Source organism: Streptomyces sp. GB4-14, from assembly GCF_022696125.1.
GTDB lineage: Bacteria > Actinomycetota > Actinomycetes > Streptomycetales > Streptomycetaceae > Streptomyces > Streptomyces werraensis.
The window spans coordinates 5796511-5822751 of the sequence record NZ_RZHO01000002.1 but is presented as its reverse complement, the minus strand read 5'-3'; the positions used below and the strand labels follow the sequence as shown (position 1 = coordinate 5822751).

The window sequence follows — 26241 nt, the reverse complement described above, 5'->3', positions numbered from 1 at the left end:
CCCGCCTCCACCTTCACCGAGGTGGGCGCATGCGTCGAACGGGGCACGTCTAAGCGGAACGCTATGCGCTACCTCTGAGGAGAGGCCCTGCTGACAGACGACCGCCGCTCGGGCAAACTCGCCGCGTCGTCTCGACCAGGGGGTTACATGGCAGAGCTGAGCTACGAGAAGTTGCAGGCGCGCGCCATCCACAGTGCGGAGCACGCCTACCAAGCAGCGGTCAACAACAGGCCGGACGCCGCGGGCGCGCTCCAGGCGCAAGCGCAAGTTGAGGCCCTCCTCGCCGTGGGTGCGGCGATGAAGGAACTGACGCGCGCGCTCCGGGCTGGCAAGTAGCGGACACAGTGAAGCGCCCCCGCTCCCCCACCGCGTCAGCGGCGAGGAAGCGGGGGCGTTCGTCATGCCGGTTCGTCCGGCAGGGGTCCGAGGGGTGGGTCGTACACCGGTTCCTGGAAGGGCTGCGTGGACGGCGCCGGGGCGGGGACGGGCTGGGGTTCCTCGTAGCCGAGGCGGACGAGGGTGCCCATGTCGGCGGCCGTATCGTCCCGCCGCGGGTGGCTCGGTATCGGGGTGGGCATCTCACACTCCAGTTCGGTTGTACTCGTCGATCCGGGCCGGCGGGGCGGGGGGTTCGATGCCGTGGCTGCGCATCTGGCTCGTCAGCTCCCCGACGTACACGGCGAACGACCGCACCAGCGAGCGCAGCCCTTTGACTTCCTCGCGCGTGGCTGTGAGCTCGGTGCGGAGCTCGGTCTTGATGGCCTCGAACGCTGCCCTGTCTTCCGCCCGCTGATTCGGTTCGGCCGCTGCTTGCGCGGCGGCCTGGTTGGCCCGGGCGGTGGCCTGTGCGGCCCTGGTCGTGGCTCGGGCGGTGAACGTGACGCCGATGAGCGTCAGGACCGATCCGACCACGGTGACGATGGCTGCGGCGTTCATGCGGCCTTGCCTCTCCGGGCAGGCCTTGGCACGCGGGGGACCGAATACTCGGGAACCGTGGCCGCCCACAGGATGACCCCCACGTGGGAGGTGAGGTACCAGAGTGCGACGAACCCGCCGCGGGAGTATTCGCCGGTGATGACGGCGTGCGTGTAGGCGAGTGCCCACACCGTGGGGGGAAGTATGGCGGCAGCGAACCCGAACCAGTCTCGTCCGACGCGCACGAACGCAGAGCCGAAGGTGATGAGCCCGCAGATGATCCACAGCCAGGACCAGTGCCGCAGGTCGCAGAGCTGCGTCAGGAGTTTCAGGCCGCGGTCGCCGGGCGGGGCGACGAGGAACGAGATGCCCCAGCAGGTCTTGCCGACGCCGAGGATCGCGAGGAAGCAGCCGCGGCGGCCCAGGGCCTTGTAGATGCGCCGGGCCGCACGGCAGGGCATCAGACCGCCCGGGGAGGTTCGGCCGTGGCGGGCGTGGACGGGCTGGACGGCGACACCTGGCCACGGGTCAGCAGGGCGAGCCCGGCGAGGACGACCGCGTTGATGGCGCCGATCTTCTCGGCGGACAGTTCCAAGCCGTAGGCGGCGAGGAGCGCGGCGACGGCGGCGACGAGGCCGGTGAACGCGGACGGCGCGATGGGGCGGGTGACGGCGGCGGTGGCCGCGGCGAACACGGCGCTGATGACGGCGACGATGGCGCCGGCCTGCTCGGCGGACAGGCCGAACCCGAACGTGACGAGCAGGGACAGGCCGGCGGACACCGACGCGATGATGAGAGCGGGCTCTCTGCCGAAGATCTTCATGAGTGGGTTCCTTGTCGGGTGTCGGCCGTCAGGCCTGGTCGGTGAGTGCGTCGGCGATGGCCTTCTCGACGGCGGCCACGACTCGGTCGGTGTCGATGTCGGACCCGGCGAGCTGGGCCAGCTTGTTGACGGTGGCCGTGAGGGCGGCGACCTGCGTGGTCAGCGTGTTCACCTTGGCTTCGGTGGTGCGCAGGTAGGCGTAGGCGTCGCGCTTCTCGCCGCGCCCCTTGTAGGCCCAGAGGTCGTAGGGGGTGGGCATGTCGTCCTCCTTGGGGGGTTGGGCCTGCTGGCCCTTGGCGATGGCGATGACACGGGCGAAGTTCATCGAGCCCGGGTCGCCGTGGTCGTTCTCCGGCACGTGCTGGTGGCCGCACCAGCCCTTGAAGGAGCGCCAGGCGCTCATGGACATGCGGGCCGGGCTCGCGCCGTAGGACGCCGGGGTGACGCCCGGGCGGCGGGAGTCCTTGCCGTAGGCCAGCCAGTCCTTCACGCAGGTAAGGGGGATGCCGTGGTGCTGGTTGAGCCAGCGGACCAGCCACGCCACCTCGGCGAGCGCCCACTCGGGGGCGGTCGGCCAGTGGATGTAGTCGACGCCGGCCCTCTTCCCGGCCCACGTCTTGGCGTACTTGTCGTCGCAGGTGCCGACCAGTTCGATCTGGAAGGCGTTCGCGGTGTTCGTCTCGACGCCGCCGAGCTTGTTCGCGAGAGCGCGCGCGGACTCGTCGACGTCGTAGTGCTGGTACCAGCGGATCGTGCGGTCCTTCATGTTGGGCACGCCCGTCACGGTCGGTGCCATGGCGCCGCCGTTGTACGAGGGCAGGGACATGCCCTCGGTGGTGTGGACGACGCCGCAGTTGACCTCCATGCTCGAGCCGCTGTAGCGGCCGTTGCCGTAGAAGTACGCCTGCGACGCACCGGGGATCTTCTGTGGTCCGGTCTTGGTCATGGAGCCTCCAGGAATGAAGAACGCCCCGGCCGAAGGCGCGGGGCGTGCGGGGGCGGGGTGGGTCAGGAGGCGGCTTCGTAGCAGACCGTGATCCAGACGCGGTCGCCGGCGGCGAAGGTCTGGGGGTTGCCGTTGGCGAGGCCGGCCGCGGCGTTCGTGGCGCCGACGTAGCCGCCGATGTCGGTGCCGGACGCCGCGAGGTAGGCGACACCGGTGCTGTAGCCCGCGCTCGCGTCACCGATGAAGATCGTGCCGACCGTGTCCTGCGCGGACGCGGCGGGGGTGGGCAGCGCAAACCGCCACAGGCCGGTGCCGTAGGTGGTCGTCGAGCCCATCGTCAACTTGATCGACACCAGGACCGTGCGGCCGTACTTCATGTACCGGCCGGTCAGGACAGCGTTGCCCAGGGACGGGTTTGTGGTAGACGCGGTCCACGTCGGGGTGTACGCCGTCCACGCCGCGAACATGCTGTTGAACTGGTCGCGGATCTCTTGGTTCATCGTCGCGGCGGACACGACCTCGCCGACGATCCAGGTCCTGGGGGTGAACGTCACTTCTTCCCTCCCTGCATCGGGTCCGGCGTGGCCGGCGGCTCCGGGCGGAACGGCCATGCCGGGTCGTCCGGGTGCCACCAGTTCCGCATCCCGGGCTTCAGCCCCATCAGGCTCTCCTCGACGGCGGCCACGTCCTCGGGGAAGATCAGCCCGCACCAGCCCCAGCCGCATTCGGTGCAGGCGTAGCGCGGGTCGGCCGGGGAGACCGCGGCCGCCGACCCGCAGCTGGAGCAGTCGGCGATCCAGCGGTTCTGGTTGATGCGCGCGTAGTAGGACTCGTCGACGGTCTCCTCGGGCGGGAACACGCGGCGGCCCATGCGGGTCTCGTACCAGCGCCACACCAGCTCCGCCGGGGGAACGTCGGCCCACGCGTCGCGCGGCTGGGACGGCGGCGGGGTGTAGATGGTCTCCGCGCGCAGCACGGCGATCGGCACGGCAGTCCCTCTTTCAGTAGGCGAGTCGGGTGGTGGAGTCGAGGACGGAGTAGACGGGGTCGTCGAGGACCCACACGGAGTCGTTGATCGTGGCCGAGGTGTGGAACTGGATGACGTGCGACCGCTCCTTGATGGTCTCCGTGTAGCCCTCGACTGTGACGCGCACGGACGCGGCGGGCGCCTGCGCGGGCAGGTTCGTCACGGAGAAGTAGGAGCTGATGTCGGCGTCGAGGATGTCCAGGTAGCTGGGCATCGTGTACGCCTCGATCGGCACCTCGCGCAGCTCGGGGACCGGGTCGGCGTAGCGGGACACCCGCCAGTACGCCGCGTCCAGGACGCTGTTGTCGCTGGTCTTGAGGATGTTCAGGGACTCCTCGTACTCGCCGAACGCCAGGATCGACGAGGGCGCGGTGACGCGCTGGGTGGCGCCGCCGGGGCGCACTGCGTCGACGCTGTTGCACAGCTTCTGGTCGTCGTCGGCCAGCTGCACGCGGCTGGTCTCCAGGTCCGCGTAGTCGATGGTGAATACCTCGGACAGCGGGTCGGGGTTGTAGCGCACGTCCCGGGACTGGTAGGCGAGGCCGTACCAGTCCCGCTCGGCGTACAGCCGCCCGGACTCGGTGCTCTCCACCTCGCGCATGCGGGCCACGACGGAGCTGCCGCCGGGTCCCTGTGAGGCGATCGGGTCGTGGGTGGATCCCCAGATGGTCACCGACGGCAGGCCGGCGTAGGTGGCCAGGCGTGCGATGCGCACGTCGGCGTCCTCGCCCGCGTAGCCGGTCATGCCTGCCTGGTAGTGGGTGGCGGCGGTGGGCCCGGCCGACGTCGACGTCGTCGCGTAGACGGCGGCGTGCGCGATCGACCCGGACCACAGGCGGCTGTTGCGGTAGCCGCCGATGTGCAGGACCCGCTCGTAGAAGCTTCTGGGGACGGCGAGGGTGGAGTCGACGAGCGTGCCGTCGATCCACACCTTCCCTTCCCGCTGGTCGTAGACGACGTGGTGCCAGTTGCCGTCCGCGAGGGTCGTCGGCCCGGACACCGTCTCGACGTTGAGGGCGCCGCCACCGGACGTCCACTCGATCTGGAGGCCGCCGCCCGCGCTGATGGACAGCAGGTGCTGGGCGACGAGATCGGTGGAGTGCACGCCCATGATGCAGCGGCCCGTCGTCGTGGTCTTGAACCACGCCTCGACGCACAGGTACTGCACGAAGGTCGGCTCGAACTGCGGGCCAAGGTCGGCCGTCAGCCACTTCCCGGCGGTCGCCGACGAGGGGGTGAAGACGGGCGCCTGCTCGCTGGTTTCCGGCGGTCCGTCTTCACCGGCCATCGTGAGGGTGCCGCCGACGCCGACCTGCGAGACGGACAGCGACGGGGCCCCGTTGCCCGAGACGTCGCCCGCGGAGGCGGACTCGGCGGGCTCGGACAGCGGGTAGTACACCAGCGGCGCCTGGGCGAGGATCTCCTGCCCGAGCATCGACCGCAGCGGCGGCAACCGGTTCAGGCGTTTGAACAGGTCAGTGGCCGTGATGGTGACGGTGGAGACGAGGCCTTCCCAGTCGACGGGGAACTGGTTGACCATGCCGTAGAAGCGGGGCCTCACGATCGCCCCGGCGAGGTCGAACTCGACGTAGTCGCCCACGCCGCCGGTGCGGTTGCCGATCAGCTCCACGGTGACGGTCTGCGAGGTCACCCACGCCGGGGTGGCCAGCGTGCGGCGTACCGTCCAGATGAAGCCGTCCGAGCTGGTCTCCCAGTACAGGGTGCCGCCGGCCTCGCGGATCCGCAGCCAGGCGTGGCTGATCGGGCTGTAGGTGAGGGACACCCCGGACGCGTCGAAGTAGGAGGTCTCGGAGACGCAGCGCAGCGTGCCCGCGACCGGGTTGTAGGTGAAGCCGACGCGGGTGCCGGCGGTGGTGGAGTTCACCATGACGCTGGCCAGCGCTTCGCTGGAGCCGCCCGCCGCCGGGGGTGTGGCCAGCTTCACGGAGAAGTGCGACCCGGTCAGCTTCCACTGGCGGGCTGTCTGGTAGGCGGCGAACGCGCCCGGGAGGACGGGTACCCGGGCGCGTCCGCCTGTCTCGGTGGCGCCGCCGTAGCTGGCGGGCCAGAGAGTGCTGGAGATGCGGTCGTCGTCGAAGTCGTCGGCGAGCATCTCCAGCGGGTACGGCGCCGTCCCGGTCCGCGGCGGGATGACCGCGACGGCGATACGGATGGGCGCGTTGCGCCGCACGTAGGGGTAGTACGGGGAGGACGGGTTGCCGGGGGTGAACCGGCCGTCCTCGTTGTTCAGGCGCAGGGTGGCCGTCCCCGGCTGCGTCTCGGACAGCTCGTCCGAAGCACCCCGGGTGATGGACATCCCCTGCTGGCCGACGTCGACGTAGCGGCTGATGTCCGTCCACGTGATGGTTGACGGGGCCTGGACCAGCCCGCCCCATCCCATCTCGACCAGCAGCGCCATGTGACTACCCCACCTTCAACTCGAAGTTCTGACCGAACAGCCGTTTCAGTTCCAGCAGCTCCCGGCGGATCTCCCGCGCAGTGGCCACCGGGTCGCGGGCGTCGGTCACGCTGATCTGCACCTGCATCACCGACGTCCCGCCGCCGACGACGGCGGGCCGGCCCATCACCGGCGAGGCGGCGGCCTTCCCGGCCATCCGCCCGGCGACCGTCTGCATGGCCTTGTCGACGTAGGGCAGGCCCTGGAGGACGCCCTCGGCGACACCGCGGACGGTCATGACGCCGTCCGGCATCATCTCCCTGGCCGGACTCTTGATCCCGAGGGCCTTCTTCAGCGCCGTCTGCATCGCCTTGGCGATCTTGACCATGGTGGCTTCGATGGCCTTCTGCTGTGACGCGAGGCCGGTCAGGAATCCCTTGCCGGCGTTCTTGCCCGCGTCGTACAGGTGATCGGCGCTGAACCGCCCCAGGTACCGGGTCGACTCGATGACCCCGTCCTGAAGCTTGTTGATCTCGTTGAACGTCTTCTTGTCCGCCCCGGCCAGCGCGGACGCGTAGGCGTACCCCGCCTCCGGGCCCATCTCCAGGATCTGCCGGATCAGGCCTTTGTTCAGGCCGCGTTTGGCCAGCTCACCGACGTACCGGGTGAACTGCTTGATCTTCGCCAGTTTCGACGCGAGCGCGCCCTTGATGCCGCCGGCGGTGACGTCCTCGGCCTCCATGCCGAGGCTGCCCAGGGCCGCGTCCCCGCGGGCCTTGTTGGCGACGTCGACGACGAACTGCTTCGCCTCTGCGATCTTCGCTGCGACCGCGTCCCGCTTCGCCGCCGCAGCCAGCAGCGCACGCGTCTGCCGGGTCACGTAGGCGATGAGCACGGATTCCTTGCGCCCCGAAAACGCGGTGCGGATGTCGGTGGCCAGGTCCTTGGCCACCGCCCGGATGCGGTCCCTCGACCCGGTCAGGCCGATGATCAGGCCCTTACCTATGTCCGCGGCCAGCGCCTTCGTCTTCTTCGACGGAGAACGGATCTCCAGCTCGTCCCGGATGCCCTGCGTGACCGCAGCCGCCATGACCCGCGCCGCCGCGTACACACCGCTCGACGACTGGAGGCCGCCGACCAGGCCGTCCGTGGCAGCCCTCGCCGCCGACACCGTGCCCTTCATCAAGGACCGCGTGGTCGTCGCGTCGAACACCCGCGCAGCCTCGCCGAACATGACCAGCTCGGGGCCGTTCTCACCGACCACCGCGACTTCGCCGGCCTCCGGCGTACCACCCGAGGCGTAGTGCCCCGGGCGCAGCTTGTTCAGGTTCCGGGTCTCACCCGTGGCGCCCTGCACCTTGTAGTGCGTGACGATGTAGGTGGTGGCCGTCTTCCCGTTGATGCCGTCGAGCTGCCGACGGGCCGCCGCGATCTGCCGGGTGAGCTGGTCGATCGTCGCGCGGACCTGCGCCTTACGCGAGTCGGGCACCTTGGCCAGCTTGGACTTGGCCGCGGCGAGCTTCCGCTCCAGGTCCTCCATGTCGCCCTTGAGTCGGGCGGTCTTGTCGGGGACCTTCAGCAGCTGGTTCGCCAGCCGCTGCGCCTCCGCCGTGTTCAGGCCCATCTCCTTGGCGTAGGCCACGAGCCTGGACCGGCCACGGTCGTAGATGCGGTTGGTGGCTTCCCAGCTGGCGTTGTTCGCCACCGACTTCGCTGCCGCGTCCTCGGTCGCAGCAGCCAGTTGGGACAGGGCGTCCCGGTTCGCGCGGCCCTTCTCCGTGTGGACGTCGAGGGTGGCGCCGTTGTCCTTCAGCGCCTTGGCGACGTTGTCGATCGCCGCCTCGAACTTTGTCTCCGCGTCGAACGCGTTACGGCTCGCCTCGGACAGGGCCTGAATCGACTGGCGCAGCCCGTCCGCGGACAGCTTCTGCGCGTTGAGCTTCTCCTGCACGGCCTGTGCCTGCTGGCCGAAGATGCCCTGTGAAGCTGCCGCCAGCTCCGACTCGAACTTAGCGTTGGCGACTGCCGCCTTGTAGTCGTTCAGCTGGGACGTGAACTCTTTGGTGTCCCGGCCGCCCTTGCCGTACTCCGCCGTCAGCCGCTTCAGCGCGGCCGCTGCCAGGTCGGACTGCCCGCTGGACACCAGGTTCGCCAGCGCCTTGTCGACGGCGTCCAGGTTCTCCTTGGCTTCCTTCACCGGCGTGGAGTCCCAGCCCGTCCAGCCGACGAGGAACTGCTGCACCTTGTCCGCGGTCGACGGGTCGGTCAGCGCACGGACCTTGCCGTGCAGACCGTCCAGGTCCTTACCGAACGCCTTCGACGCCTCGCCCGTGACACGGCCGGTGGCACCCAGCTGCCGCAGGCTGCCTGTCAGCTTGTCCACGTCAGGCGGCGCGTGCCCGCTCCGCTCGGCCAGCTCGGACAGGGCGATGACCAGCAGGCCGATACCCGTGCCCGCCAGGGCGAGCTTCGCCGTCCGGGACAGGGCGGCGATCGCAGCCCGCACCGCGGCCAGACGTCCCGGCGTGGCGGCCGCCGCGGTGTTCATCGCAACGAGCTGCGTTCCGAACCCAGCCAGCGCCGTCCGGGCAGCGGCCATGCCCAGCGCCGCCACCTTCACCAGCTTCATCGCCAGGGCGAGCTGGAGGAACAGCGCGATAGCACCAGGTGGCACCGCCGACACCAGACGTGCGATGACGTCGACGACCTGGAGCATGCTGACGCCCAGGTCACTGCCGGCCCTCAGCACGTTCACGAGGGTGGTGGCCAGGCTCGTCAGGACGCTGGCGACGAGCGGGCCCTGTGCCCGCGCGTACTCCATGAAGTCCTTGACCGGGCCGCCGACCTGCCCGTCGGAGACGCGCATCAGGTGCACGATCTCGTCGTTGACCTTGCGCAGCGTCTTGTCGGCGAACGCGGAGAACTTGCTGTTGAGGGCGTCGAAGCCGGGCGACGCCATCTGCCCGCCGACGTTCGTCAGGAACCGGTCGAACTCGGACGACGCGGACTTCACCAGGCCGGTCGTCTTGGGCAGCAGCGCGTTGGTGAGCTGCATGCCCTTGATGACCGGGGCCATGGTGTCGCCGGACAGGGAGTCGGACCACTCGGTGAAGTTGTCCTTGAGCACGCTGAAGTTGGCTGCCGCCTCACGCGTGGCGGGCGGCAGCTCCTCCATGACCCGGGCGTACTCGGCCTGCGCCTTGATGGCTTCGTCCGACCGGGCGCCGCTCTTGGCGACCGCGTCCTCGTAGGCCTTCTGCGCTTCGCTCGCTTCGCCCAGCGCCTTGATCTGCGGGATCATCGCTGCGGTCATGGCGCCCAGCGCCACGGCCACGGTGCCCGCCCCGGCGGCGATCGGCGCCAGCGACGCCGCGGCCGGGATCGCGGCGGGCCACAGCATCTTCGTGACCTTGCCAAGCTCCTCCACAGCCTTCGCGCCGGCGTCGCTGTCCCGGCGCAGCCCGGCCAGGTTCGAGGCGCTGGTACGGCCGAGGCGGCGCATCTCCCGGTCCGCCTCGATCGTGGCGACCGTGATGCGCCGGCCCATCCGCCGCGCCGCATCCCCGATGTCGTCGAAGACGTCGCTCAGCTCATCCCGGCCCGTCAGGGTGAACAGCATGGAGGGCACTACCGGTCACCGCCTTCCGCCTGCGCTGCTTGGTAGCCGTCGATCCAGACGATGAGGTTGTAGAAGTCGATGACGGTCAGGTCGTCGACATCTCGGGGTGGGATGTGGAGGAGGTGGGCGAAGAGTGCGAGGTAGTTGTCTCGGGCCCGTTCGACGTCGGGCTCGGGCTCGGGTCCGGCGTCCCGGGCACGTCCTGCGCCTCCGGCTCCGGGGCGGGGGCCGGGTCTTTTGGGGCTCGGGTCCGGGCCAGGACCAGCTCACGCGCGTGGTCCGGGTCGACGGCCACGGACGGCAGCCGGTCCAGGATGATCTGTTCAATCTGCTCCATGGACAGCTCACCGTCGGAGCTGACGGCGGCGAGGGCGTTGTCGAGCCAGGCCGCGATCTCCTTGCTGTCCATGCGGGTGGTCATCTCGGTGATGCCGGGGTCGAACTCCCCGAACCTCAGCGACGGCTGAGACCGCTTCTTCAGCACCCACACGATGCCGCGCATGGCGTCGAGGTCGTCGCGCTCCAGGCCTTCCAGGATCTCCTGCCACTTCATGTCCACCGTGCGCTGCACGATCGACGCCTCCGACACGCGCAGGGTCGACGCGTCGTAGTGCTCGGGCTCGCCGCCGGCCGGGGTGTAAACGACGATCACGGGTTGCTCCTATTCGAGGCGGCGGCGCACGTCGTCGACGACGCGCGCGACTTCGCGGGTGATGCGCGGCTGGTGCGCGCGCACGGTCTTGTCCCACCACAGAGGGGTGGCGTTCTGCTGCGTCCAGCGGCTCTTGTTGCCGAACACGGGGTGCCGCAGGCGGCCTTCGTTCAGGCGGTTGACGACCCCGACGGGAATGTCATCGGGGAGGCGAGCCCTGTCGAGCCACACCTTCGCGCCGGGGTTGCCGCCGGTGCGGACGCTGATCCGAATGGCCTGCGCGATCGAAGCGCGCAGGGGCCGAGTCGTGGGCGAGGGGCCGCCGCGCTTGCCCGCCTTGCGGCCCTGCGAGCTGATGCGCAGGGACCGGATGCTGGACTGGAGGTCGTCGCGCAGCGGCTCCGCGGCCCGGCGGATACGGCGCTGCATGGAGCTGCGGATGTTCTCGTGACCGGCCCGGCGCAGCCGGAGCTGAAGTTCGAGCAGCTGGCCGGTGCCGATCACGCGGATGTTCTGCGGCACCGTCAGCTCACAGCGTCGCGTCGGTGGAGATGTACTCGATCTTCACCGGGTTGGTGCCGTCGTACAGGGCGGTGAAGTTGAAGGTGGGCTTGACCACGCCGAAGCCGTCCACGACGGGCGGGCCCTCGTCGAGCTTCACCGCGGGCAGGGTGATGCGGAACGTCTCGTCGTAGCTGGGGGCGATGTTCGCCCCGACGAACTCCCACACCAGGGACGTCGAGCCGTCCGAGGTGTGCAGGTCGTCCAGGATGGTGGAGACGTAGTCGGTCTCCAGGTTCCCGGTGACCTTCACCTGGTCGTTCTCGATCGGCTCCGACTTCAAGGCGCTCTGGTTAGCGTAGAACCGCTCGACGTCTTGCGGCCGCTCCACCTTGACGCTGACCTTGCGGATGCCGTCGAGGGCGGTCTCCGTCCCGAATGTGCCGGCCTTCAGCGCCATCTGCCCGAAGTGGAACGGCGACATGTTGGCGTAGCTGGCGGCGGCGAGGGTCTGGCCCTCGTCGCAGTCCTTGCCGTCGATCTCGAACGTGCCGGTGAGCATCTCGCCCACACCGCACGCGAACTCCCCGCTGATGACCTTGCAGCCCACGAACGTCTTGTCCGTGACCGTTCCGGTCGTGAGCGGGACGCCCTTCTGGATCGTCAGGCTTTTGCCCGCCACGGACGCCAGCGTGTGCGTCTGCAGGTACGCCGGTCCGGCCCCCTGCTGCACCGGCGTGACCGTGGTCCCCATCAGGGCCTGGAGCAGCAGCCCCATCCCCTTGTTGGTGACCTCCAGGTCCAGGCTGCCGGACACCTCCCGGCGGGTCACCACGCGGCGCGAGGACAGCGCCATCAGCCGTCCGGCCGCGATGCCCGCGGACTGCGCCGTGGTCTTCTTGAGAGCGAGGCTCTCCTTGGTGAACTCGATGAACTTGGCCGGCGCGACGAACGTGCCGTAGGTCGTCTCGGCGGCGATGCCCAGCTGGGCGCCGAGCCCGGATCCGATCGCCATGGATCAGCCCTCCTTCTGCGGCTTGGCGGCCGCCTTCCGCAGCGGCAGGGGCACCGCCTCTTCCTCCTGCTGCCTCGGCTCCTCGACGGCCTCCCAGTTCACGGGCTGGCAGACGTAACCGGCGAACCGGTCGTCGGGCACCTCGATCACTTCGTCGGGCTCGACGGCCCGGCCCAGCTCGGGGACGGTGACCGGCTCGGGCCCCAGGTAGCGCACACGCGCCATGGCGTACTCCTTCGATGGATGGATCAGATACGGGCCTGGCAGGTCACCGTGAACGTCACGCCCGCGAGGCTGCCCTCTGCCTGGACCTGCTGCAGGTCCCCGGTGGTCAGGTGCGCCCAGAGCACAGTGCCGTTCAGCGTCGGAGCCTCAGGTGCCTCATTGCTCGCGCGTAGCGCCTGCTCGATCTCACCGACCAGGGCGAACACTTCGTCACGGCGGGCCTTCATGTCCTTGTCGCCCGCGCGGGCTTCGGCGTAGCCGGAGATGTCGAACGCCTCGTCACGGGTGCGGGCGCCGGCACCGTTGAACTGCTGCTGTAGCGCCACGGCCGAGTCGGCCCCGGGCGCCCACCCGATGTGGATGCGGCGCAGCTCGGTGGCGTTCACGGAGGCGGGGCCGTCCACGATCGCCACGCCATCGAGGGCGGGACGGGCCCGCAGGATGACGAGCAGCTGGTCGATGGCCGCGGGGACTCTGGACGTCAGCAACTACGCCACCCCCGGCGGCAGCTTGAACGGTTCCAAGAGCTGGAGCACACGGTTGGGTATCGCGTAGCCGAAGCCGGGGATCGGGTCCGTCACGGACCAGTCGTCGGCCGCGGCGACCGGGACCCGGGACGCCCCGTACTGGGTGCGCCACAGGTGCTGCAGCAGGATCAGCGCGGCCAGCTTCACGGTGGGCGGGACCTCGGCCCGGCCTGCGGTGTACGTCACCGTGTAGGGGCCGGCGGGGAAACTCCCGCCGTCCGCCCGGCTGATGACCCCGGCTGGGCCGTCCAGGCTCAGCTGGGCGGCCGGGTAGGACACAGGCGCCGTAACGGGCCCGCTGAGCGACGTCACAGACAGCAGCGGCGGATGCAGCACCACCAGCGCCGGACCTCCGCCGCTGATCGTGTCGGTGATCTCCCGCTGCTCGACGACCCCCACGTAGCCCTCGATGACCGCGCCCAGGCTGTCGATGTACAGCTGCAGCTCGACGTCCTCACTGGTCGAGGAGATGTCGAGCTGCCGCTTGGCCTCTTCCAGCGTCACCAGCGCCATGCCCGCTCCCCTCCTACGACGTGCCGCGCGGAGCGGCCTTACGGCGGGCAGGGCGGCGCTTGGCCGTCTCGACGGCGGACGGCTGCTCGGGCGTCTCCAGCGGCTCGCTGCGGACCAGCTCGGCGCGCACGCCGTCCGCCCACGCGGCGGCCTCGGCGCCGGGGAGGTCGATCTCCTCCCCGGCGCGCCACGAGAACCCCTCGCCCGCAACGCTGGTCAGCATGCGGATCCTGGGCATCAGTCGCCGAGCCCCCGGTGCAGCTCCTCGACTTCACGCTCGGCCTTGGCCTCGGCGTCCGCCTTGGCCTTGTCGTGCGCGTCCTTCAGCGCCTGAACCTCGGCGTCCCGCTCGGTCGAGCCGGTGCCGTCGTCGGCCGGGCCCGCGGTCACGCCGCGCGCGGCGACGTCGACGGCGGACACCGCCTGGACGGCGAGCTGCTCCTTGGCTGCACGGATGGCCGTCTCCTTGTCCCCGATGAATTCGGGGGCGATCTGGTCCATGGAGCCGTCGGCACGGCGGGAGGGCATGACGATCCGGTCGTGGTCGCCGTGCTGTGCCGCAGCGGCCGTGGGCTTGTTCTGGACGACCCCGCTGTCCGGGGTCTCCTTCTTCGGGCTGGTCGCCATGAGGGCGTCCTTTCCTGTGAGTGGTCCGGATGGACGGGGGCGGATCAGGTGGCGGAGTTGCGATAGGCGCGCACGGCAGCGGTGTCCTGCGGGGTGCCGTCGGCCCGGGCGAACGCGAGGAAGCCCACCTGCAGGAAGTCCGCGTACCGCTCGGACAGACGCAGCGTCTGCACGTCCTGCACGTCGCGGATGAGGTAGCCCGCGTAGAAGTCGCCGAAGAGGATGCTCTTGGCGTTGGCCGCCATCGCGGGCATGTCCTGATTGACGACATAGCCGTAGCCGAGCACCTGGTCCGGCACCCCGGCCTGGACGGACGGCTGCCACAACGGCCGGTCCTGGCCGTCCTTCAGCTTGCGCACCGCGCCCAGCGTGCCGTCGGCGAGCATGAACTGCACCCTGCCGCTGTTGCGGTAGGCCGGGTCCACGGAGTGCACCAGGTCGATCAGATCGTCGTAAGTGACCGACGTGGTCTGACCGGTGGCGCCGGTCTTCCCGACGACTGCGTTGGTCTGCACGCCCTCCGGCTGGGCGGTACCCGTGCCGGTGGTGAAGTGCTGGTTCTGGATGCGGCCGATGCGCTCACCGAGCTTGCGCGCGAGCCAGTCCTCGAAGTCAAGCACGGAGTCCTGCAGCAGCTGCAGAGACACCCTCACCAGCTTCGACGTGTACATGAACGCGCCGACATCCTGCTGGCCGAGGGTGACGTCCTGCTCGGTGACCTGAGTGTTCTCGGCGAGGATCGCCCCGACGTTGCCGGTGTCGTCGTTCGTCGGCCACGGCAGCGTCTGGCCGGACTCGGTCGTGATGACCTCCGAGACCTGACGCATGGCTCCGTAGAACTTCATCGTCTCGACCATCTTGGCGCGGAACGCGGGCGGCACCACGTAGCCGCCGGCGGCACCGGTCGCGACTCCCTGGGCGCGCAGTTCCTTGCCGTCCACCCAGCCGGTGCGCAGCACGGTGCGCTCCTCGGAGGTCAGATCCTGCGTGCCGTCGCGCAGCCAGGATCGCCAGGCGTTGCTGTACGCCTCGACACCATCCGCGCCGCCGTGACGCTCGCGCGCCTCCTCCTCTTCCTTGGTGTCGCCGCGGCCGTCGACGACCTGGGTGTAGTCGACGGATGCCAGCCGCTGGTGACGCTCCTCTCGCTCGATGTCCGCGGACAGGCGCTCGACATCGGCGAGTGCCGCGTCCCAGGCTTGGCGGTCCTCGGCGGACATCTCCTCCTCGGAGGAGGCCCGGTTCTGGAACTCCTGGGCCTTGTCCCAGGCGGTGGCCCGCTTGTCGAGCAGGCTCTGCAGGGTGGGCATTGTGCCTCCAGCACGAATAGCCCCATGCCGTGTCGGCAGGGGCTGGGGGTGGATGTGTGAGAGCGGCTACCGCGCCAGGCGATAGCGGGCGGCGAGCGCCTTCATGCGCATCGCCTGACGGCCCCCAGTGGTCTCTCCCGGCTGGGTTGCGTCACTGCCCCGAGTGGCCGCCTTGGCGGCCGGCTCGCGGCGGAAGTCGTTGAGCTCCGGGCGCAGGGCGGCCCGGCGGTCGAAGGCGTCGTCGTCGCCGCGGGCGGCGAGCGCCACCCCGACCGAGCGCAGCGCGGCGTCCGTGCCCTCGTAGGCGGGGAACGTGACCGCGGAGACCTCGAACAGCTGCACTTCGCGGATGATGCGCAGCTCGGCTTCCATGTCGCCCTCGGACGTCTGGACGCTCACGGTCTCCCAGTCGTCCTTGACGGTGCGGAACCCGAAGCTCATCCCGGTGATGTTCTTGTTCTCTAGGTTCACGACGAGGTCCCCGACGTAGGACAGGCGGGTGTCGAGGTCGGCGTCGACGGCCAGGCCGACGGCGTCCTGCGTCAGGCGGAGCGATCCGGCCGAGACGCGGGAGACGACCAGGCGGGTGTCGTGGTCGACAAGGAACCGGGCGTCCCCCTCGGACAGGGTCTTGGTGAACGCGCCCGGCGCGATCTCCTCGTAGAACCCCCAGGTCAGGGGGTTACCGATGGCGGTTCGTTGGCCGAACACGGCGGCGTGGCCGTCGAAGCCGCGCATGCCCTGGTCGTCTCCGGCCGCGCGCAACTGCACCCCGGCCGTAGCCAGGGTGAGGTCGCGGCGCTCCTCATGATGCGTCATCGTCGTCGCCCTCCTCGGCGGCCGGGCTGCTGCCCTGGTCTGTGGGGTCCGACCCCAGTGGGGCCATGGACATCGGCTGCAGGTACGTGTCCCCGTCCGGACCGATCGGCGGCATGTCCTCCAGGCCGCGGATGTCGTTCGCCGACATGGCGCCCACGTCTCGCATCGCCCGGTAGAAGAGCGCGCGCGCTGCGGAGTCGCCGCGCAGCAGGCCCTCGAGGGAGTACTTCGCGTAGACCGTCTTGCCGAGCAGTTCCTTCGTGACCCGCTGCTCGGTCGGCACCAGCCACGCCGGCCCCAGGTCGAACGTGACCCACCCTTGGGCCTGCTGCTCCAGCCCGGTGCCCCACGATGTCGACTTTTCAGTGCTCATCAGCAGGAACGGCGGGACGCCGAAGAGGCGCGCCAGCTCCGTCACCTGCCACTGCCGAGACTCCAGGAACTGGGCGTCCTTGTACGGCATCGTCACGGGCGAGAACGAGGCGCCGGAGTCCAGCACGGCCACGTCGTGGCTGTTGTTGACGCCGGACAGCTTGGCCTTCCACTGGGCCTTCAACTGGGCCGCCTGCTCGGCGTTCAGCCGCTGCTCGGTCTGCAGCACACCCGAGATCATGTTGCCGCTGCCGAACAGACGAGCCGCGGACTTCTCAGCAGCCAGCGCCAAGCCGATGCCCTGGGCCGCCGCCCGGATCGGGGAACAGCCAGTCACTCCGTCATAGCCCAGGCCCGGCAGGTGCAGGATGTCCCTGCTCGTCCGTCGGTGCAGCGTGCCGTCGTCGCCTCGAACCCAGAACCACTTGCCGCTCGGGTTGTCCTCGCTCGGGGTGTCCCGCTCGACCCGCACGCGGTCCGGCCGGATCGGCCAGAGCTGCGCAACCTGGCCGGCCCCGTTCCTCAGCTTCTGCACGTAGGCGTTCCCCCACAGCAGCCGATGGACATAGGTCAGTCGCCACAGCTCGACCGGCGTCAGCTCAGGGTGCGGATCTGACAGCAGCGGGGAAGCCACCGTGTCCCGGGTCCCAGCACGGTAGGCGTGCAGCGGCAGTGCGGCCGCCACGTTCGCCGTGACGGATACCGCCCGCCACACTCCGGGAACGCCCAGCGCACTCGTCTCGGTGACCACCACCCCGGCGTCTCCGGGCACACCGCCTAGAACCTCCAGCAGGGAGGAGGACGTCAGGGGCACCGCAGGGTTCTCCACAGACCGGCGTTCGAACAGACCGAACAGGCCCATCAGCGCGCCTCCTTACGAGGTGTCGGAGGCGGCCCGGCCGTGGCCCGCTCCAGCGCCACAACGCCCGCCAGACCGCCCAGGATCAGCGCGGCGGGCACGTACACCAGGGCGACGCCAACGAGGGCCGTGAGCGCGGCCAGGATCTCCAGCAGGTACAGCACGGTCTTCACCACAGGTTCGGCGCTCCCTCGTCCTCGACGTCCACGCCGAGCCCCCACTTGGCGAGCGTCGCCGCCACCAGCGGGCTGATGTCCACGGACACGATCCGCCGCGCCCACGCCCACGCGTCCCCGAGCGGACGCTGCTGTGCGCCCGCCAGGGCCGCCGCCAGCGGCGCCTGGTCCAGGTGCGACAGCGTCTGCTCGGCGACCGCGTCGTAGAACTGGCCGCAGGCCGCCGCCACCTCGCGGCCCTTCGGCTGGATGACCTCGACGCCGAGTGCTTCCTCCAGGTCGGCGATGAGCGACCCGGCCGGCCCCGCCCCGTCGACGACCCAGCAGCGCGGCTGCCATCGCTCGTGCAGCTCCTTGGCCCGCTCCACGATCCAGCCCGTACCGGGCCGGTGGTCGACGACCTCGACGTGCGTGCCGCCCCGCCACTCCCCGGCCACGGCGATGGCCGCGTGGGACCGCTCGGGGGTCATGTCGATGGCGAACGCCACCGGGTCCGACGGCGCGGACTCTGCCGCCGCCAGGGCCCGCCAGGCGTCCTCCCCGATGACCTGCCAGGTGTCGGCCACGTCGGTCGGGTAGTCGCCCACGCCGAGCCGCTCGCGGGCGTAGCCGTCCTTGCTGAGGGTGGCCCGCTCGTTGGCGACCTTCTCCAGCGTCAGCCGGTAGCCGACCGCGGGGTTGGACTTCAGCACCGCCTCGTCGGAGGTGGGGTCGTCGTGCGCGGTGCAGTCGGCCGGGCACTCGTCGACGTGCAGGTCAGCGGACCACTCGAAGTAGGCGAGCGACGGGTCCGGCTGCCCGGCCTCCAGGGCGGCCAGCGCGCGGCGCCGCAGGCGGCCGAGCTGCACGGACAGGGGGCCGATGCCGGCGCTTCCCAGGTACCAGATCTGCGGATTCTCGACGGCCGCCATCGTGGGCAGCAGCGCGTCCATCGCGTCGTCGCCCAGGATCATGTCCTCGTCGAGGATGTTGCAGTCGCCGGTGAAGCCGCGGCCGGAGCCCTTCGAGCGGGCGATGAACCGCAGGATCTGCCCCGAGTGCAGCTCGATCGATTCCTCACCGACCGTGTACCGGTAGGCTTTCACGCGTTTGTGCAGGTCAGGGCATCCCCGGATGAGACGCTCGATCCGTTTGAACGCGGCCTTCGCCGTCTTGAACTCGTGGGCGCTGTGCAGGATCAGCTGCTCGCCGCCGACGAACAAGCCCCACAACTCCCGGGCCTCGATGATGCCCCCCTTGCCGTTCTGCCGGGGGACGTTCACGCAGACCTCGAACGCCGACCAGGAGCCGTCCGGCTTCTCGCCCATCCCCAGCCGGAGGACGTGCTGCTGCCAAGGGTCGAGGACCAGCCCGGCGCGGGCGGCGAGGTCGATGGCCTCTTGGCCGGCGGAGGACACGGACGGGGGGACGGTCTCGATGGGCGGCTGCTGCCAGCCGTGCACGCGGTCTCCGTCAGCCACCGGCGGCCTTCCGGGCTGCGGCACGGCGCTTCTCTCGGTGAGCAGCGATGTCATCGACGGCGTCTCCCTTCGATGCGACCGGTGCGAGGCGGCGAAGGTCGGCCATGACCGCGCGGAGTTCGCGAGCGGCGACGGCCTTGGCGGTCGGAGCTTCGGCCTCCTCGACGGACCGGGCGAGGCTGGTGGCGAGTTCAGCGAGACCGGGCGAGACGGACTCGACGGCGAGCTGTTCGATCTCCGCGTTGATCGCGTCGGTGACCGCCCCCATGATCACCACCCCCGTCACACACAGTGACATCACTCAGAGTGACGGCCACTAAAACAGCCGAACCGAGTTCACGCGAATTAGATCTTGAAAAATCGCCGCGCAAAAAATCGGGCGACAAGGGCGTTTGGGTCGCCCGGGATCGGCCTGAACTTCGAACCCACCCTCCCCCGCCGACCAGCCCCAAGCTGCGGTTCGGCGGGGCCGGCGGGCCCTCGGTGCGCCAGGTCGTCACGTCTGGTGACGTCAGGTCACCATGCCCGGGAGGTCTGCGGCATCGCCTCGCGCGGGGCGTTGCGCCGGTTGTTGTACCAGCGGGCCGCTACTCTCCGCATGGCTGTGTCCCGCATCGCTTCGATGCGTTGCATGACGATCGCTTCGCCTGGGTCGACAACCACGACGCGAGCCTTGAGGCGTTTGTATTTCGCCATGTGCTTCGCGCTCGGCATCGTGTGGATCAGGTAGACGTCCAGCTGGTCGAGGAGCTGGAACGCCTCGTCCATGGCGGCGTAGCGGGCGCGGTGGGCGACCCGCAGGTGCAGCGGGTGCTGGTTCCACTGCGGTGCGCCGGGCCCGGTGAGGGCGGACGTGATGCGGTCCAGGTCGATGACTACGTCGGTGGCCTTGGCGTGCGCCTCGATCCAGGACGACTTGCCTGCGGCTGGCGGGCCGGTGACCACGTAGAGCACGCACGGTCACCACCTTCGGGATGCGCGCTGTGGTGCCGTCTTCGGCTGGGTGGTGGTGCGGTTGCCGCGGCTGCTGTTGCAGCGGCGGTGTGCGGCGCGGGCGTTCTCCTTGGCCAGGAGCAGGTCGGGCCGCTTGGACACCGGCTCCAGGTGGTCCAGGGTGAAGGACAGCGGGTGCCGCGGGTCGAGGTCGTAGCCGATGTCCCGGCCGCAGAGCCAGCAGGGGAGGCGCTGGGCGCGGAGCCAGTCGACGAGGCGGCGGTAGGGGCGCCCGTTGCGGGGGTTGCCGGCCACGGGCGCCTCCTCCCTACAGGTCGTCGCCGAGGACCTCGCGGCGGGCCGCTGCGGCCTTGCGGTTGAGGGCCCCGGTCATGCGGAACAGGGCGACAGTCAGGGCGAGGAAGCCGAGGATCAGGAGCCACAGGGTGACGGTGCTGACGACGTCGATGTCGGCGGTAGCTCTGGCGATCATCAGCAGGATGAAGTTGCCACAGGCCCAGGCGAGCCAGATGCGGAGCTTCTCGACGCGCACGGCGGTCTGTATGTCTCGGTAGTTGCTCACGGTGCCCCCAGGGTGTGCTGATGCTGGCGGGCCCATCATCGGCTCTGTGCGGGCGTCACGGGCTGCGTGTGACCGTGCCGTGACCCGCACAGGGTAGAAGCCCCGCCGCCGGCGGCGGGGGGCGCACCGGCGGCGGGCCTCAGGGGCGGCGACCGGTTCCGCCCCGGTCTTAAGCGGCGCGGGCTCCAGCGGGCAACGGGGGCGGCTTGCCCGGTTCGAGGAGTTCGCGCGTGTACTCGTCGCGGCGGGCTTTGGGCAGGTCGAACACGCGGTAGCCGGCGGTCTTGCCCTTGCCGGTCTTGCTGATGCGGCCTTCGGAGGCCCAGCGCCAGATGGTGCCGACGGGGACGCCCGCGTAGTAGGCGGCGTCCGCGGCGGAGACGTAGCCGGGGAGCATGTGCACCTCCCCCGGAAATGTCTCAGGGCCGTCGCGCGCGCGACGGCCCTGGGGACACGTGTATCAGATTGATCGCAGTTTGCTTCGGTCCTGGTCAGAATGTCAAGTGACGGCCGGGACTGGTGCGTCGGAGGGTCAGCCGAGGCTGGCGGCGAATTCCCCGTTTTCGGCTTCCTCGGCGGACACCTGGACGGTGCCGCGGTGGGCGACCTCGACCTTGTAGAACTTCTCGCCCTTGGGGACGTCTTCGACGGCGACGTCGAAGGTGCAGGTGCCGAGGGCCTTCTCGCCGTTGGTGAGGTGGCCGGTGGCGACAACGTCTCCGGCGGCTCCGTAAACGGTGACGCTGGTGCCTTCTTGGATGTCGTCGTAGCCGCTGTCGTAGCGGCCGCCGCAGCTGTCGCCGATGTCGACGGCGTCTTCCATGAGGGCGAACGTCCCTTCGAGGGTGAAGGTGTCGGGTTCGCTGCTGCTGTTGGCGGTGATGGCCCAGGCGCCGCCGACGATGCCCGCCCCGAGGACGAGGCCTAGAATTCCGGCGGTGAGCGGGCTGAGCTTCTTCTTGGCCGGCACCGGGCTGGCGGGCGGCTGTTCGGGCAGCGGCGGGACTGCGGGCTGCTCGGGCGTGGTGTTCGTGTTCGTCATGGTCCCCCCAGGGATGTGCAGGAACGGGATAGTACTGCCGGATGATGTTGGTAGGTGAGGGCCTTGCGGCCTGTCTCTGATTTGTGACCGGTGGTCAGAGTCCTCGGCTGTCGGCGAGGGCCGCGGCCCGGTCGAGGTAGAGCAGGGCGAGTCGTGGACTGGCTTGCCGGTCATTCCAGGACGGGATGGTGTCGGCGTCGGCGAAGTCCCGCCGGATGGCGTCGAGGAGGACGGTGCAGGCGTCGTCGGCCTGGCCGCGGGTGGCGGCTTCGGCGCGGATGGCGCCGAGGAGGCAGGCGGCGCCTTGCTCGTCGCGGAGTTGCCCGGTGCACCAGCCACCGGTCTCCAGCCGGACGCGCGCCCGGTGAAGGGTGGCGGCGATGGGCGTGCTGTACGGGCACGGCAAGGGCGCCGGGTGGACGACGGGCGGGGCGGTGACGGCGGGGATGGGGTCGGCTGCGGGCAGGTGCGCGGTGTCGACTTCGAACGCGATGTTGGCGAGGGCGAGCCGTTCGTCCATGAGGGCGCCCACCATGGCGAGCCGCGCGTCCAGGTCGAGTTCGACCGGGGTGCGGGTCTCGGTCGTGGTGGGCGCCGTGTTCATGCTGCCGCCTTGGGCGGGGTGCCGCGGCCCTTGCATTCGCCGCAGACGACGATGAGCTGCTGGCCGCCGAACGCGCTGTAGATCTTGCCGTTGCCTGCGCACTGCCAGCACAGGCCCTTGGCGATGGCCTTGCCGACGGGCATGGGCTTGTTCTGCTTGATCCATTCCTCGTCGGTCTTGCCGCTGTTGGTGACAGCCTTGGAGACGGCGGCGGGCTTGGCGGCCGGCTGGGTGGCGGCGTTCTCGTTGGCCTGGGCGTACCAGGCTCCGCCGACGGTCTTGCCGCCGTGCTTCTGCCGTTCGTGGGTGCGCAGCGCCTTGGTGGCTTCCTTGGCGTCGCGGTAGCGGGGCTTGGTCTTCTTGCCGCAGGGGCAGGCCCAGCCGATGAGGCCGGTGTTCTTGTCGGCGCCGCGGGCGGCCCGGTTGATCTCCCAGCGGGAGACCTTGGTCTTGGTGGGGGGTGCGGGGCAGGGCTTGGAGCCGGTGAACTCGCCGTTCTTGCCCTTGGTGAAGATCTGGCCGTTGCCGCCGCACTTGGGGCAGCCCTGGTGGGTGGCGCGGAGGATGGCGGCGTCCTTGCGGGAGCGGACGACGTCTTGGTGATCGGCGAAGCGGGTGACGACGCGGAGGGCCATCCAGGCGCCGAGTCGGGCGTGGAGGGGGCCGCGGCGGGGAACTTTGATGCGTCGGGCTTGGGCGTGGGCGCGGCCGGCGGGTGCGGTGGTGGTGCGGCGGCGCGCGGTGGCCCTTTTGCGGGCGGTGGACTTCTTCGCGGCCATGTTGCGGCTCCTCGGTCGGTGATCGGTTTGTAGTGGTTTGTGCGGTGCTCAAGGGGTGCTCACTGGTGCTCCGATGCTGGTCAGAGCTGCTCAAGGGGGTGCTCACCCCTCTGCTCACGATCTTGTTGAGCAGTTGCGTGAGCAGGGGGTTGAGCGGCTGTGACCTGCGGTTGAGCAGCGTTGAGCACCCGTTGAGCAGGGGACTTTTCAGGTCAATACGGTCAGCGCTTCGAACTTGAATCCGCGCGGGTTGCTCTCGCCATTGAGGTAGCCGAGCGTCACCGGGGACCCGGCGCCTGCGTCCTTGAGGAGCTTCCGCAGCTCGGCCGCCGTCAGCCCGCCGTAGGTGTCCGGGTCGTGCTCGGCGAGGGCTTCGGCGAGCGTCTCGGTCTTCATCCGGTCGACCTCGCGGTCGGCCATCACGGTGATGGCGTCGACGACGATCTGCCGGTCCCCGGGGATCGGCCCGCGCGCCGTGCCGCCATCGGCGAGGTGGAGCAGCCCGGCCGCGGCGAGGGTGTCGCGGTCGAACCACGGCCGGCCTGCCTCCGCACGGTCGGCGACGGCCTGCTTGATGGACTCGCTGGAGTGCTCGTTCCACCCGTACAGCAGCGGTCGGTCGAGGCCGGGACCCTTGATGTACGACTGGCCGGCGTCGTTCTTGATCTGCCGGTTCTGGGCGGGGACGAGCCGGTCGGGGCGGTAGCCCTTGGCGGCGGCGCCCTGCCCGAACACGATGCGGATGTCGTCCCACCGGGACGCCAGCATGATCTGCAGGGTGAAGGAGTCGGCGATCGCGTCGCCCATGGCGTCGGATGTGGCGTCCTGGCCGGCGGCGATCGGGTAGATGCCGGACTGCTTGCCCAGGCGGAGCAGCTCGATGAAGAGCTCCTTGCCGCGGGGGCTGAGGTAGATGAACTCGTCGACGAGCGGGAAGATCGCGGGGCGCTCCTTGGTGGCGATCCACGTATCGCCCATGTTGAGCCGGTTGCGGACGATCTGACGGCCCTTCGCCATCTTCACCAGGTGCTCCAGCCATTCCTCGCACGCCTTGGTGCCGCGGATGGGCGGGACTGCCATGGCGCCGTCGAACTCGCGCAGCCCGTCCTTGACCGGGTCGAGGTCGAGGGCGATGGCGTTGTAGCAGGCGGTGATGACCTCGGCGAGGTCGCGGAGCACGCCGGTGGACTTGGCGGCGCCGGACACGCCGATGACGAGGATCCGCAGCCCTTCGAGGACGAGGTCGAGGGGGCTGCCGTCCATGCAGCGGCCGAAGTTGTGCGGCTGGGTGATGTCGAGGCTGTTCGGGGCGTGCACCGTGGGCTTGGGCATGTCGTCGAACGGGTTGCCGGTGACGAGCCGCAGGACGATGTGGGCGGACTGCTGCGGGTCGGGGTCGATGAGGGTGCCGCCGGCCTTGATGTTGAAGTGGGCGTCGAGCTGGTCGGCGGCGGCGTTGACCTTGCCGGGGGTGGAGCCCTTGAGGACGACGTCGACCTCCCAGAACTTGCCGTGGAAGCCGAGCGCCCGGACGCTGCGGGTGGCGATGCCTTCCCAGGCGAGGGCGCGGGACACGCACTCCTCGACCTGGTCGTGGCTGGTGCACACGGCGAGCGGGAACGGCTCGTCGCTGTTGGGGTCGTCCTGTTCGGCGACGATCTGCTCGGGGGCGATGCCGGGGTTGTTGGTGCGGTAGCGGCCGTAGAAGGTGACCGCGGCAGCAGCGACGGCGGCGGTGAGGGTTGGCGGGATCTTCCACGACCAGTCGAGGGCGGTCATCCCGGCGAACTTCACGAGCGCCCACCAGCCGGCCAGGTTGAGGCCGGCGGTGAGGCCTGCGGCGTAGCCGAGGAACCGCCAGCGGCGGCGGCGCACGATGTCGACCTTGTTCCAGTCGCCGGCCTTGTTCATGCCGCCGAGGACTTCCTGGAGGTCGTGGGCGCGGACGTACCGCCAACCGAGGACCGCGGTGGCGCGGGCGCCGGTGAAGAACCAGCGGGCGGTCAGCCCGCACGCCCGGCCGGTGCGGGCGGCGACGACCATCGCTGCAGTCCCGGTCTTCGAGAGGACGGGTAGCCGGGGCTCGTAGGGGACGACGATACCGGGGGCGATGTCGTCGACGTCCTCACCGGACAGGTCGTCGGGCACGTACAGTTCGCCGGGGATGACCTTCGACAGGTCCCAGTCGGCGGGGAACTCGGGGTGCTGGTCGAGGCTCATGACGGGTCCTTCTTGGCGGTCTGCTCGAGAGCTGCCTGCTTGCGGGCAACGGGGTGGATGGGAGCGGTCTGGCCAGGCCGACGGACGGGGGGCGTGCCGCCGTTGTGGCGGCGTCCATCGGGGGCGTCAGGGCCCTTCTTGGCGCGGGGACCCTTTTGGGATTCGACCAGCGAAAAGTCACCAATTATCGGAACCTCGGTGGCGGCCTTCACGCGGGCCTGCTGGGCGCGTGCCTGGGCCTGGATGTCGAGGGTGATACCGACCGTCTTGCAGCCCGTCACGAGGTGCCAGGCCTCGCCCCAGATCTGCTCGGTGACGACTGCGGCGCCGCGGGCGGAGCGGAGCGCGTCGGCGACCTCCCACACCTTCGGATGGTGCTTCTTGCGGTCCTCGTCGCGGCGCTGCTGCTCCTCCTTCGCACGCGACTCGGCAAGCTGCTTGGCCGCGGCGGCGGCGTGCTCGGCGTCCCGCTTATCGCGCTGCGCCTTCTCCCGCGCCCTCTTCTCCTCGGCGGCCTTCCGCTCGGCCGCGCGCCTCTCCCGCCAGGACGGGATGCCGTCGGCCTTCTGCGCGATGCCGTGCTCGTAGGCCATGAGGACGATCGGCCCACCGAGGGAGGCGATGGCGCCGATGAGGCCGGCGTTGAGCCCGATCGCCGGGTCGGTGAGCCCGTGCCACAGGTTGATCCCGGCGGCGATGAGCGCGCCAGCCATGATGCCGATCCGGTACGGCAGGACGTCCCGCCGGTGGGCGACCGCCCAGGCGGCGCCGCAGGCGAGGACGAGGGCGAGCCCTTCGAGGAGCGCCGGGGCGGCGATCATGAACGGGCGCTTCTCATCCCAGAACGCGAGGAACTGCACGGGGGCGGCGATGATCAGCCCGACGAGGTAGATGCCGCGGGCGCCCCACTTCCACAGGTTCTCGCTGCGCTTCTGCTCGGCGGCCCGCTCTGCCTCGGCGGCCTCCTGCTCGGCCTGGACCTGCTGGGCCTTCTCCTCTTCGGCCTTGGCCTTGGCGGTCTCGGCGGCCTTCTTCGCCAGGTGCGCCTGATGGTCGGCGCGCTCCTTCTCCAACCGCATGGCGGCCCGCTCGTTGGCGATGCGCTCCTTCTCGGCCTTTTCGGCGGCGAGGATCTTCTCGGCTTCAGCCTTGCCTTCGGCTTCGATGCGGAGGGCGTCGGCTTCGGCGGCGGCACGGGTCCGGATCGCCTCCGCCTTGGCCAGCGCGACGGCGTCGAAGCCAGGCTCGGCCACGGCGTGGCCGTTGGCCTTCTCGATCGACGTGGCGGTCACGGTG

33 protein-coding genes are annotated in these 26241 nt (G+C 70.1%); 1 reads left to right on the top strand and 32 read right to left on the bottom strand.

All coding sequences use genetic code 11. The annotated features are described in order from the left end of the window. Positions 1–147 precede the first annotated feature (147 nt). A complete protein-coding gene (locus ELQ39_RS28005; protein ID WP_242594634.1) occupies positions 148–336 on the top strand; it encodes a hypothetical protein in 189 nt (62 codons plus the stop codon). A gap of 62 nt (positions 337–398) precedes the next feature. Here ELQ39_RS28005 and ELQ39_RS28000 read toward each other — a convergent pair whose 3' ends face one another. From ELQ39_RS28000 to ELQ39_RS27845, 32 genes are all read right to left on the bottom strand, one after another. Beyond that, entirely contained in the window at positions 399–578 is a 180-nt protein-coding gene (locus tag ELQ39_RS28000) for a hypothetical protein (RefSeq protein ID WP_242594633.1), read from the bottom strand. Between the two features lies 1 nt (position 579). Further along, positions 580–936, bottom strand: a complete 357-nt coding sequence (locus tag ELQ39_RS27995) for a hypothetical protein (RefSeq protein WP_242594632.1) — start codon at positions 934–936, stop codon at positions 580–582. Next, positions 933–1376, bottom strand: coding sequence for a hypothetical protein (locus ELQ39_RS27990; RefSeq protein WP_242594631.1), 444 nt, complete (start codon positions 1374–1376; stop codon positions 933–935). Before ELQ39_RS27990 ends, ELQ39_RS27995 begins: the two co-directional genes overlap by 4 nt. Further along, on the bottom strand, positions 1376–1738 hold the full coding sequence (locus ELQ39_RS27985) for a hypothetical protein (RefSeq protein ID WP_242594630.1): 363 nt from the start codon (positions 1736–1738) through the stop codon (positions 1376–1378). The genes ELQ39_RS27990 and ELQ39_RS27985 overlap by 1 nt, the downstream gene beginning before the upstream one ends. Before the next feature lie 28 nt (positions 1739–1766). Then, the gene (locus tag ELQ39_RS27980; RefSeq protein WP_242594629.1) at positions 1767–2684 is read right to left on the bottom strand and encodes a hypothetical protein; all 918 of its coding nucleotides are present in this window, start codon (positions 2682–2684) and stop codon (positions 1767–1769) included. Between the two features lie 62 nt (positions 2685–2746). Then, positions 2747–3238, bottom strand: a complete 492-nt coding sequence (locus tag ELQ39_RS27975; protein ID WP_242594628.1) for a hypothetical protein — start codon at positions 3236–3238, stop codon at positions 2747–2749. Beyond that, positions 3235–3672: a hypothetical protein gene (locus tag ELQ39_RS27970; protein ID WP_242594627.1), complete on the bottom strand. Its 438-nt coding sequence runs from the start codon at positions 3670–3672 to the stop codon at positions 3235–3237. The genes ELQ39_RS27975 and ELQ39_RS27970 overlap by 4 nt, the downstream gene beginning before the upstream one ends. A 13-nt stretch (positions 3673–3685) precedes the next feature. Further along, positions 3686–6130: a LamG domain-containing protein gene (locus tag ELQ39_RS27965; RefSeq protein WP_242594626.1), complete on the bottom strand. Its 2445-nt coding sequence runs from the start codon at positions 6128–6130 to the stop codon at positions 3686–3688. 4 nt (positions 6131–6134) lie between these two features. After that, positions 6135–9728, bottom strand: a complete 3594-nt coding sequence (locus ELQ39_RS27960) for a hypothetical protein (RefSeq protein ID WP_242594625.1) — start codon at positions 9726–9728, stop codon at positions 6135–6137. 85 nt (positions 9729–9813) lie between these two features. After that, a complete protein-coding gene (locus tag ELQ39_RS27955; RefSeq protein ID WP_242594624.1) occupies positions 9814–10380 on the bottom strand; it encodes a hypothetical protein in 567 nt (188 codons plus the stop codon). A 9-nt stretch (positions 10381–10389) separates the two neighbouring features. Beyond that, positions 10390–10902 (bottom strand): hypothetical protein, encoded by a 513-nt coding sequence (locus ELQ39_RS27950; protein WP_242594623.1) that lies wholly within the window; start codon positions 10900–10902, stop codon positions 10390–10392. Positions 10903–10909: 7 nt separating this feature from the next. Then, on the bottom strand, positions 10910–11896 hold the full coding sequence (locus tag ELQ39_RS27945) for a phage tail tube protein (protein WP_242594622.1): 987 nt from the start codon (positions 11894–11896) through the stop codon (positions 10910–10912). Positions 11897–11899: 3 nt separating this feature from the next. Continuing rightward, on the bottom strand, positions 11900–12121 hold the full coding sequence (locus ELQ39_RS27940; protein WP_242594621.1) for a hypothetical protein: 222 nt from the start codon (positions 12119–12121) through the stop codon (positions 11900–11902). A 23-nt stretch (positions 12122–12144) separates the two neighbouring features. Continuing rightward, a complete protein-coding gene (locus ELQ39_RS27935; RefSeq protein WP_242594620.1) occupies positions 12145–12609 on the bottom strand; it encodes a hypothetical protein in 465 nt (154 codons plus the stop codon). After that, complete coding sequence (locus tag ELQ39_RS27930) at positions 12610–13161, bottom strand: head-tail connector protein (protein ID WP_242594619.1); 552 nt, start codon at positions 13159–13161, stop codon at positions 12610–12612. A 13-nt stretch (positions 13162–13174) separates the two neighbouring features. Further along, the gene (locus tag ELQ39_RS27925) at positions 13175–13384 is read right to left on the bottom strand and encodes a hypothetical protein (protein WP_242594618.1); all 210 of its coding nucleotides are present in this window, start codon (positions 13382–13384) and stop codon (positions 13175–13177) included. A gap of 14 nt (positions 13385–13398) precedes the next feature. Then, entirely contained in the window at positions 13399–13788 is a 390-nt protein-coding gene (locus tag ELQ39_RS27920) for a hypothetical protein (protein WP_242594616.1), read from the bottom strand. 44 nt (positions 13789–13832) lie between these two features. Continuing rightward, the gene (locus ELQ39_RS27915) at positions 13833–15098 is read right to left on the bottom strand and encodes a phage major capsid protein (RefSeq protein ID WP_242594614.1); all 1266 of its coding nucleotides are present in this window, start codon (positions 15096–15098) and stop codon (positions 13833–13835) included. Positions 15099–15164: 66 nt separating this feature from the next. Continuing rightward, a complete protein-coding gene (locus ELQ39_RS27910) occupies positions 15165–15917 on the bottom strand; it encodes an HK97 family phage prohead protease (protein WP_242594612.1) in 753 nt (250 codons plus the stop codon). Beyond that, positions 15904–17151, bottom strand: coding sequence for a phage portal protein (locus ELQ39_RS27905; RefSeq protein WP_242594610.1), 1248 nt, complete (start codon positions 17149–17151; stop codon positions 15904–15906). The genes ELQ39_RS27910 and ELQ39_RS27905 overlap by 14 nt, the downstream gene beginning before the upstream one ends. Beyond that, positions 17151–17324, bottom strand: coding sequence for a hypothetical protein (locus ELQ39_RS27900; protein WP_242594608.1), 174 nt, complete (start codon positions 17322–17324; stop codon positions 17151–17153). The genes ELQ39_RS27905 and ELQ39_RS27900 overlap by 1 nt, the downstream gene beginning before the upstream one ends. Then, positions 17318–18784, bottom strand: coding sequence for a terminase (locus tag ELQ39_RS27895; RefSeq protein WP_242594607.1), 1467 nt, complete (start codon positions 18782–18784; stop codon positions 17318–17320). The genes ELQ39_RS27900 and ELQ39_RS27895 overlap by 7 nt, the downstream gene beginning before the upstream one ends. Then, positions 18777–19052 (bottom strand): hypothetical protein, encoded by a 276-nt coding sequence (locus ELQ39_RS27890; protein WP_242594606.1) that lies wholly within the window; start codon positions 19050–19052, stop codon positions 18777–18779. Before ELQ39_RS27890 ends, ELQ39_RS27895 begins: the two co-directional genes overlap by 8 nt. Before the next feature lie 248 nt (positions 19053–19300). After that, entirely contained in the window at positions 19301–19738 is a 438-nt protein-coding gene (locus ELQ39_RS27885) for an AAA family ATPase (protein WP_242594605.1), read from the bottom strand. 6 nt (positions 19739–19744) lie between these two features. Further along, entirely contained in the window at positions 19745–20032 is a 288-nt protein-coding gene (locus tag ELQ39_RS27880) for an HNH endonuclease (protein ID WP_242594604.1), read from the bottom strand. Positions 20033–20045: 13 nt separating this feature from the next. After that, complete coding sequence (locus ELQ39_RS27875) at positions 20046–20300, bottom strand: hypothetical protein (RefSeq protein ID WP_242594603.1); 255 nt, start codon at positions 20298–20300, stop codon at positions 20046–20048. Positions 20301–20469: 169 nt separating this feature from the next. Then, a complete protein-coding gene (locus ELQ39_RS27870) occupies positions 20470–20697 on the bottom strand; it encodes a helix-turn-helix domain-containing protein (RefSeq protein WP_242594602.1) in 228 nt (75 codons plus the stop codon). A gap of 135 nt (positions 20698–20832) precedes the next feature. Then, on the bottom strand, positions 20833–21342 hold the full coding sequence (locus ELQ39_RS27865; protein ID WP_242594600.1) for a hypothetical protein: 510 nt from the start codon (positions 21340–21342) through the stop codon (positions 20833–20835). A 94-nt stretch (positions 21343–21436) separates the two neighbouring features. Beyond that, complete coding sequence (locus ELQ39_RS27860; protein WP_242594598.1) at positions 21437–21946, bottom strand: DUF6197 family protein; 510 nt, start codon at positions 21944–21946, stop codon at positions 21437–21439. After that, a complete protein-coding gene (locus ELQ39_RS27855) occupies positions 21943–22725 on the bottom strand; it encodes a hypothetical protein (protein WP_242594596.1) in 783 nt (260 codons plus the stop codon). The genes ELQ39_RS27860 and ELQ39_RS27855 overlap by 4 nt, the downstream gene beginning before the upstream one ends. Before the next feature lie 207 nt (positions 22726–22932). Further along, complete coding sequence (locus ELQ39_RS27850) at positions 22933–24945, bottom strand: hypothetical protein (RefSeq protein ID WP_242594594.1); 2013 nt, start codon at positions 24943–24945, stop codon at positions 22933–22935. Next, on the bottom strand, positions 24942–26237 hold the full coding sequence (locus ELQ39_RS27845) for a hypothetical protein (RefSeq protein ID WP_242594592.1): 1296 nt from the start codon (positions 26235–26237) through the stop codon (positions 24942–24944). The genes ELQ39_RS27850 and ELQ39_RS27845 overlap by 4 nt, the downstream gene beginning before the upstream one ends. Between the last annotated feature and the right edge of the window lie 4 nt (positions 26238–26241).

Bases quoted from the DNA above. Each gene is read 5' to 3' on its own strand.
- ELQ39_RS27920 (WP_242594616.1), bottom strand. From the start codon at position 13,788: ATGGCGACCAGCCCGAAGAAGGAGACCCCGGACAGCGGGGTCGTCCAG.
- ELQ39_RS27960 (WP_242594625.1), bottom strand. From the start codon at position 9,728: ATGCTGTTCACCCTGACGGGCCGGGATGAGCTGAGCGACGTCTTCGAC.
- ELQ39_RS28000 (WP_242594633.1), bottom strand. From the start codon at position 578: ATGCCCACCCCGATACCGAGCCACCCGCGGCGGGACGATACGGCCGCC.
- ELQ39_RS27940 (WP_242594621.1), bottom strand. From the start codon at position 12,121: ATGGCGCGTGTGCGCTACCTGGGGCCCGAGCCGGTCACCGTCCCCGAG.
- ELQ39_RS27910 (WP_242594612.1), bottom strand. From the start codon at position 15,917: ATGACGCATCATGAGGAGCGCCGCGACCTCACCCTGGCTACGGCCGGG.
- ELQ39_RS27915 (WP_242594614.1), bottom strand. From the start codon at position 15,098: ATGCCCACCCTGCAGAGCCTGCTCGACAAGCGGGCCACCGCCTGGGAC.
- ELQ39_RS27945 (WP_242594622.1), bottom strand. From the start codon at position 11,896: ATGGCGATCGGATCCGGGCTCGGCGCCCAGCTGGGCATCGCCGCCGAG.
- ELQ39_RS27855 (WP_242594596.1), bottom strand. From the start codon at position 22,725: ATGGCCGCGAAGAAGTCCACCGCCCGCAAAAGGGCCACCGCGCGCCGC.
- ELQ39_RS27925 (WP_242594618.1), bottom strand. From the start codon at position 13,384: ATGCTGACCAGCGTTGCGGGCGAGGGGTTCTCGTGGCGCGCCGGGGAG.
- ELQ39_RS27850 (WP_242594594.1), bottom strand. From the start codon at position 24,945: ATGAGCCTCGACCAGCACCCCGAGTTCCCCGCCGACTGGGACCTGTCG.
- ELQ39_RS27965 (WP_242594626.1), bottom strand. From the start codon at position 6,130: ATGGCGCTGCTGGTCGAGATGGGATGGGGCGGGCTGGTCCAGGCCCCG.
- ELQ39_RS27905 (WP_242594610.1), bottom strand. From the start codon at position 17,151: ATGGGCCTGTTCGGTCTGTTCGAACGCCGGTCTGTGGAGAACCCTGCG.
- ELQ39_RS27995 (WP_242594632.1), bottom strand. From the start codon at position 936: ATGAACGCCGCAGCCATCGTCACCGTGGTCGGATCGGTCCTGACGCTC.
- ELQ39_RS27870 (WP_242594602.1), bottom strand. From the start codon at position 20,697: ATGCTCCCCGGCTACGTCTCCGCCGCGGACGCCGCCTACTACGCGGGC.
- ELQ39_RS27860 (WP_242594598.1), bottom strand. From the start codon at position 21,946: ATGAACACGGCGCCCACCACGACCGAGACCCGCACCCCGGTCGAACTC.
- ELQ39_RS27990 (WP_242594631.1), bottom strand. From the start codon at position 1,376: ATGCCCTGCCGTGCGGCCCGGCGCATCTACAAGGCCCTGGGCCGCCGC.
- ELQ39_RS28005 (WP_242594634.1), top strand. From the start codon at position 148: ATGGCAGAGCTGAGCTACGAGAAGTTGCAGGCGCGCGCCATCCACAGT.
- ELQ39_RS27980 (WP_242594629.1), bottom strand. From the start codon at position 2,684: ATGACCAAGACCGGACCACAGAAGATCCCCGGTGCGTCGCAGGCGTAC.
- ELQ39_RS27930 (WP_242594619.1), bottom strand. From the start codon at position 13,161: ATGGCGCTGGTGACGCTGGAAGAGGCCAAGCGGCAGCTCGACATCTCC.
- ELQ39_RS27985 (WP_242594630.1), bottom strand. From the start codon at position 1,738: ATGAAGATCTTCGGCAGAGAGCCCGCTCTCATCATCGCGTCGGTGTCC.
- ELQ39_RS27890 (WP_242594606.1), bottom strand. From the start codon at position 19,052: ATGGGGGCGGTCACCGACGCGATCAACGCGGAGATCGAACAGCTCGCC.
- ELQ39_RS27865 (WP_242594600.1), bottom strand. From the start codon at position 21,342: ATGACGAACACGAACACCACGCCCGAGCAGCCCGCAGTCCCGCCGCTG.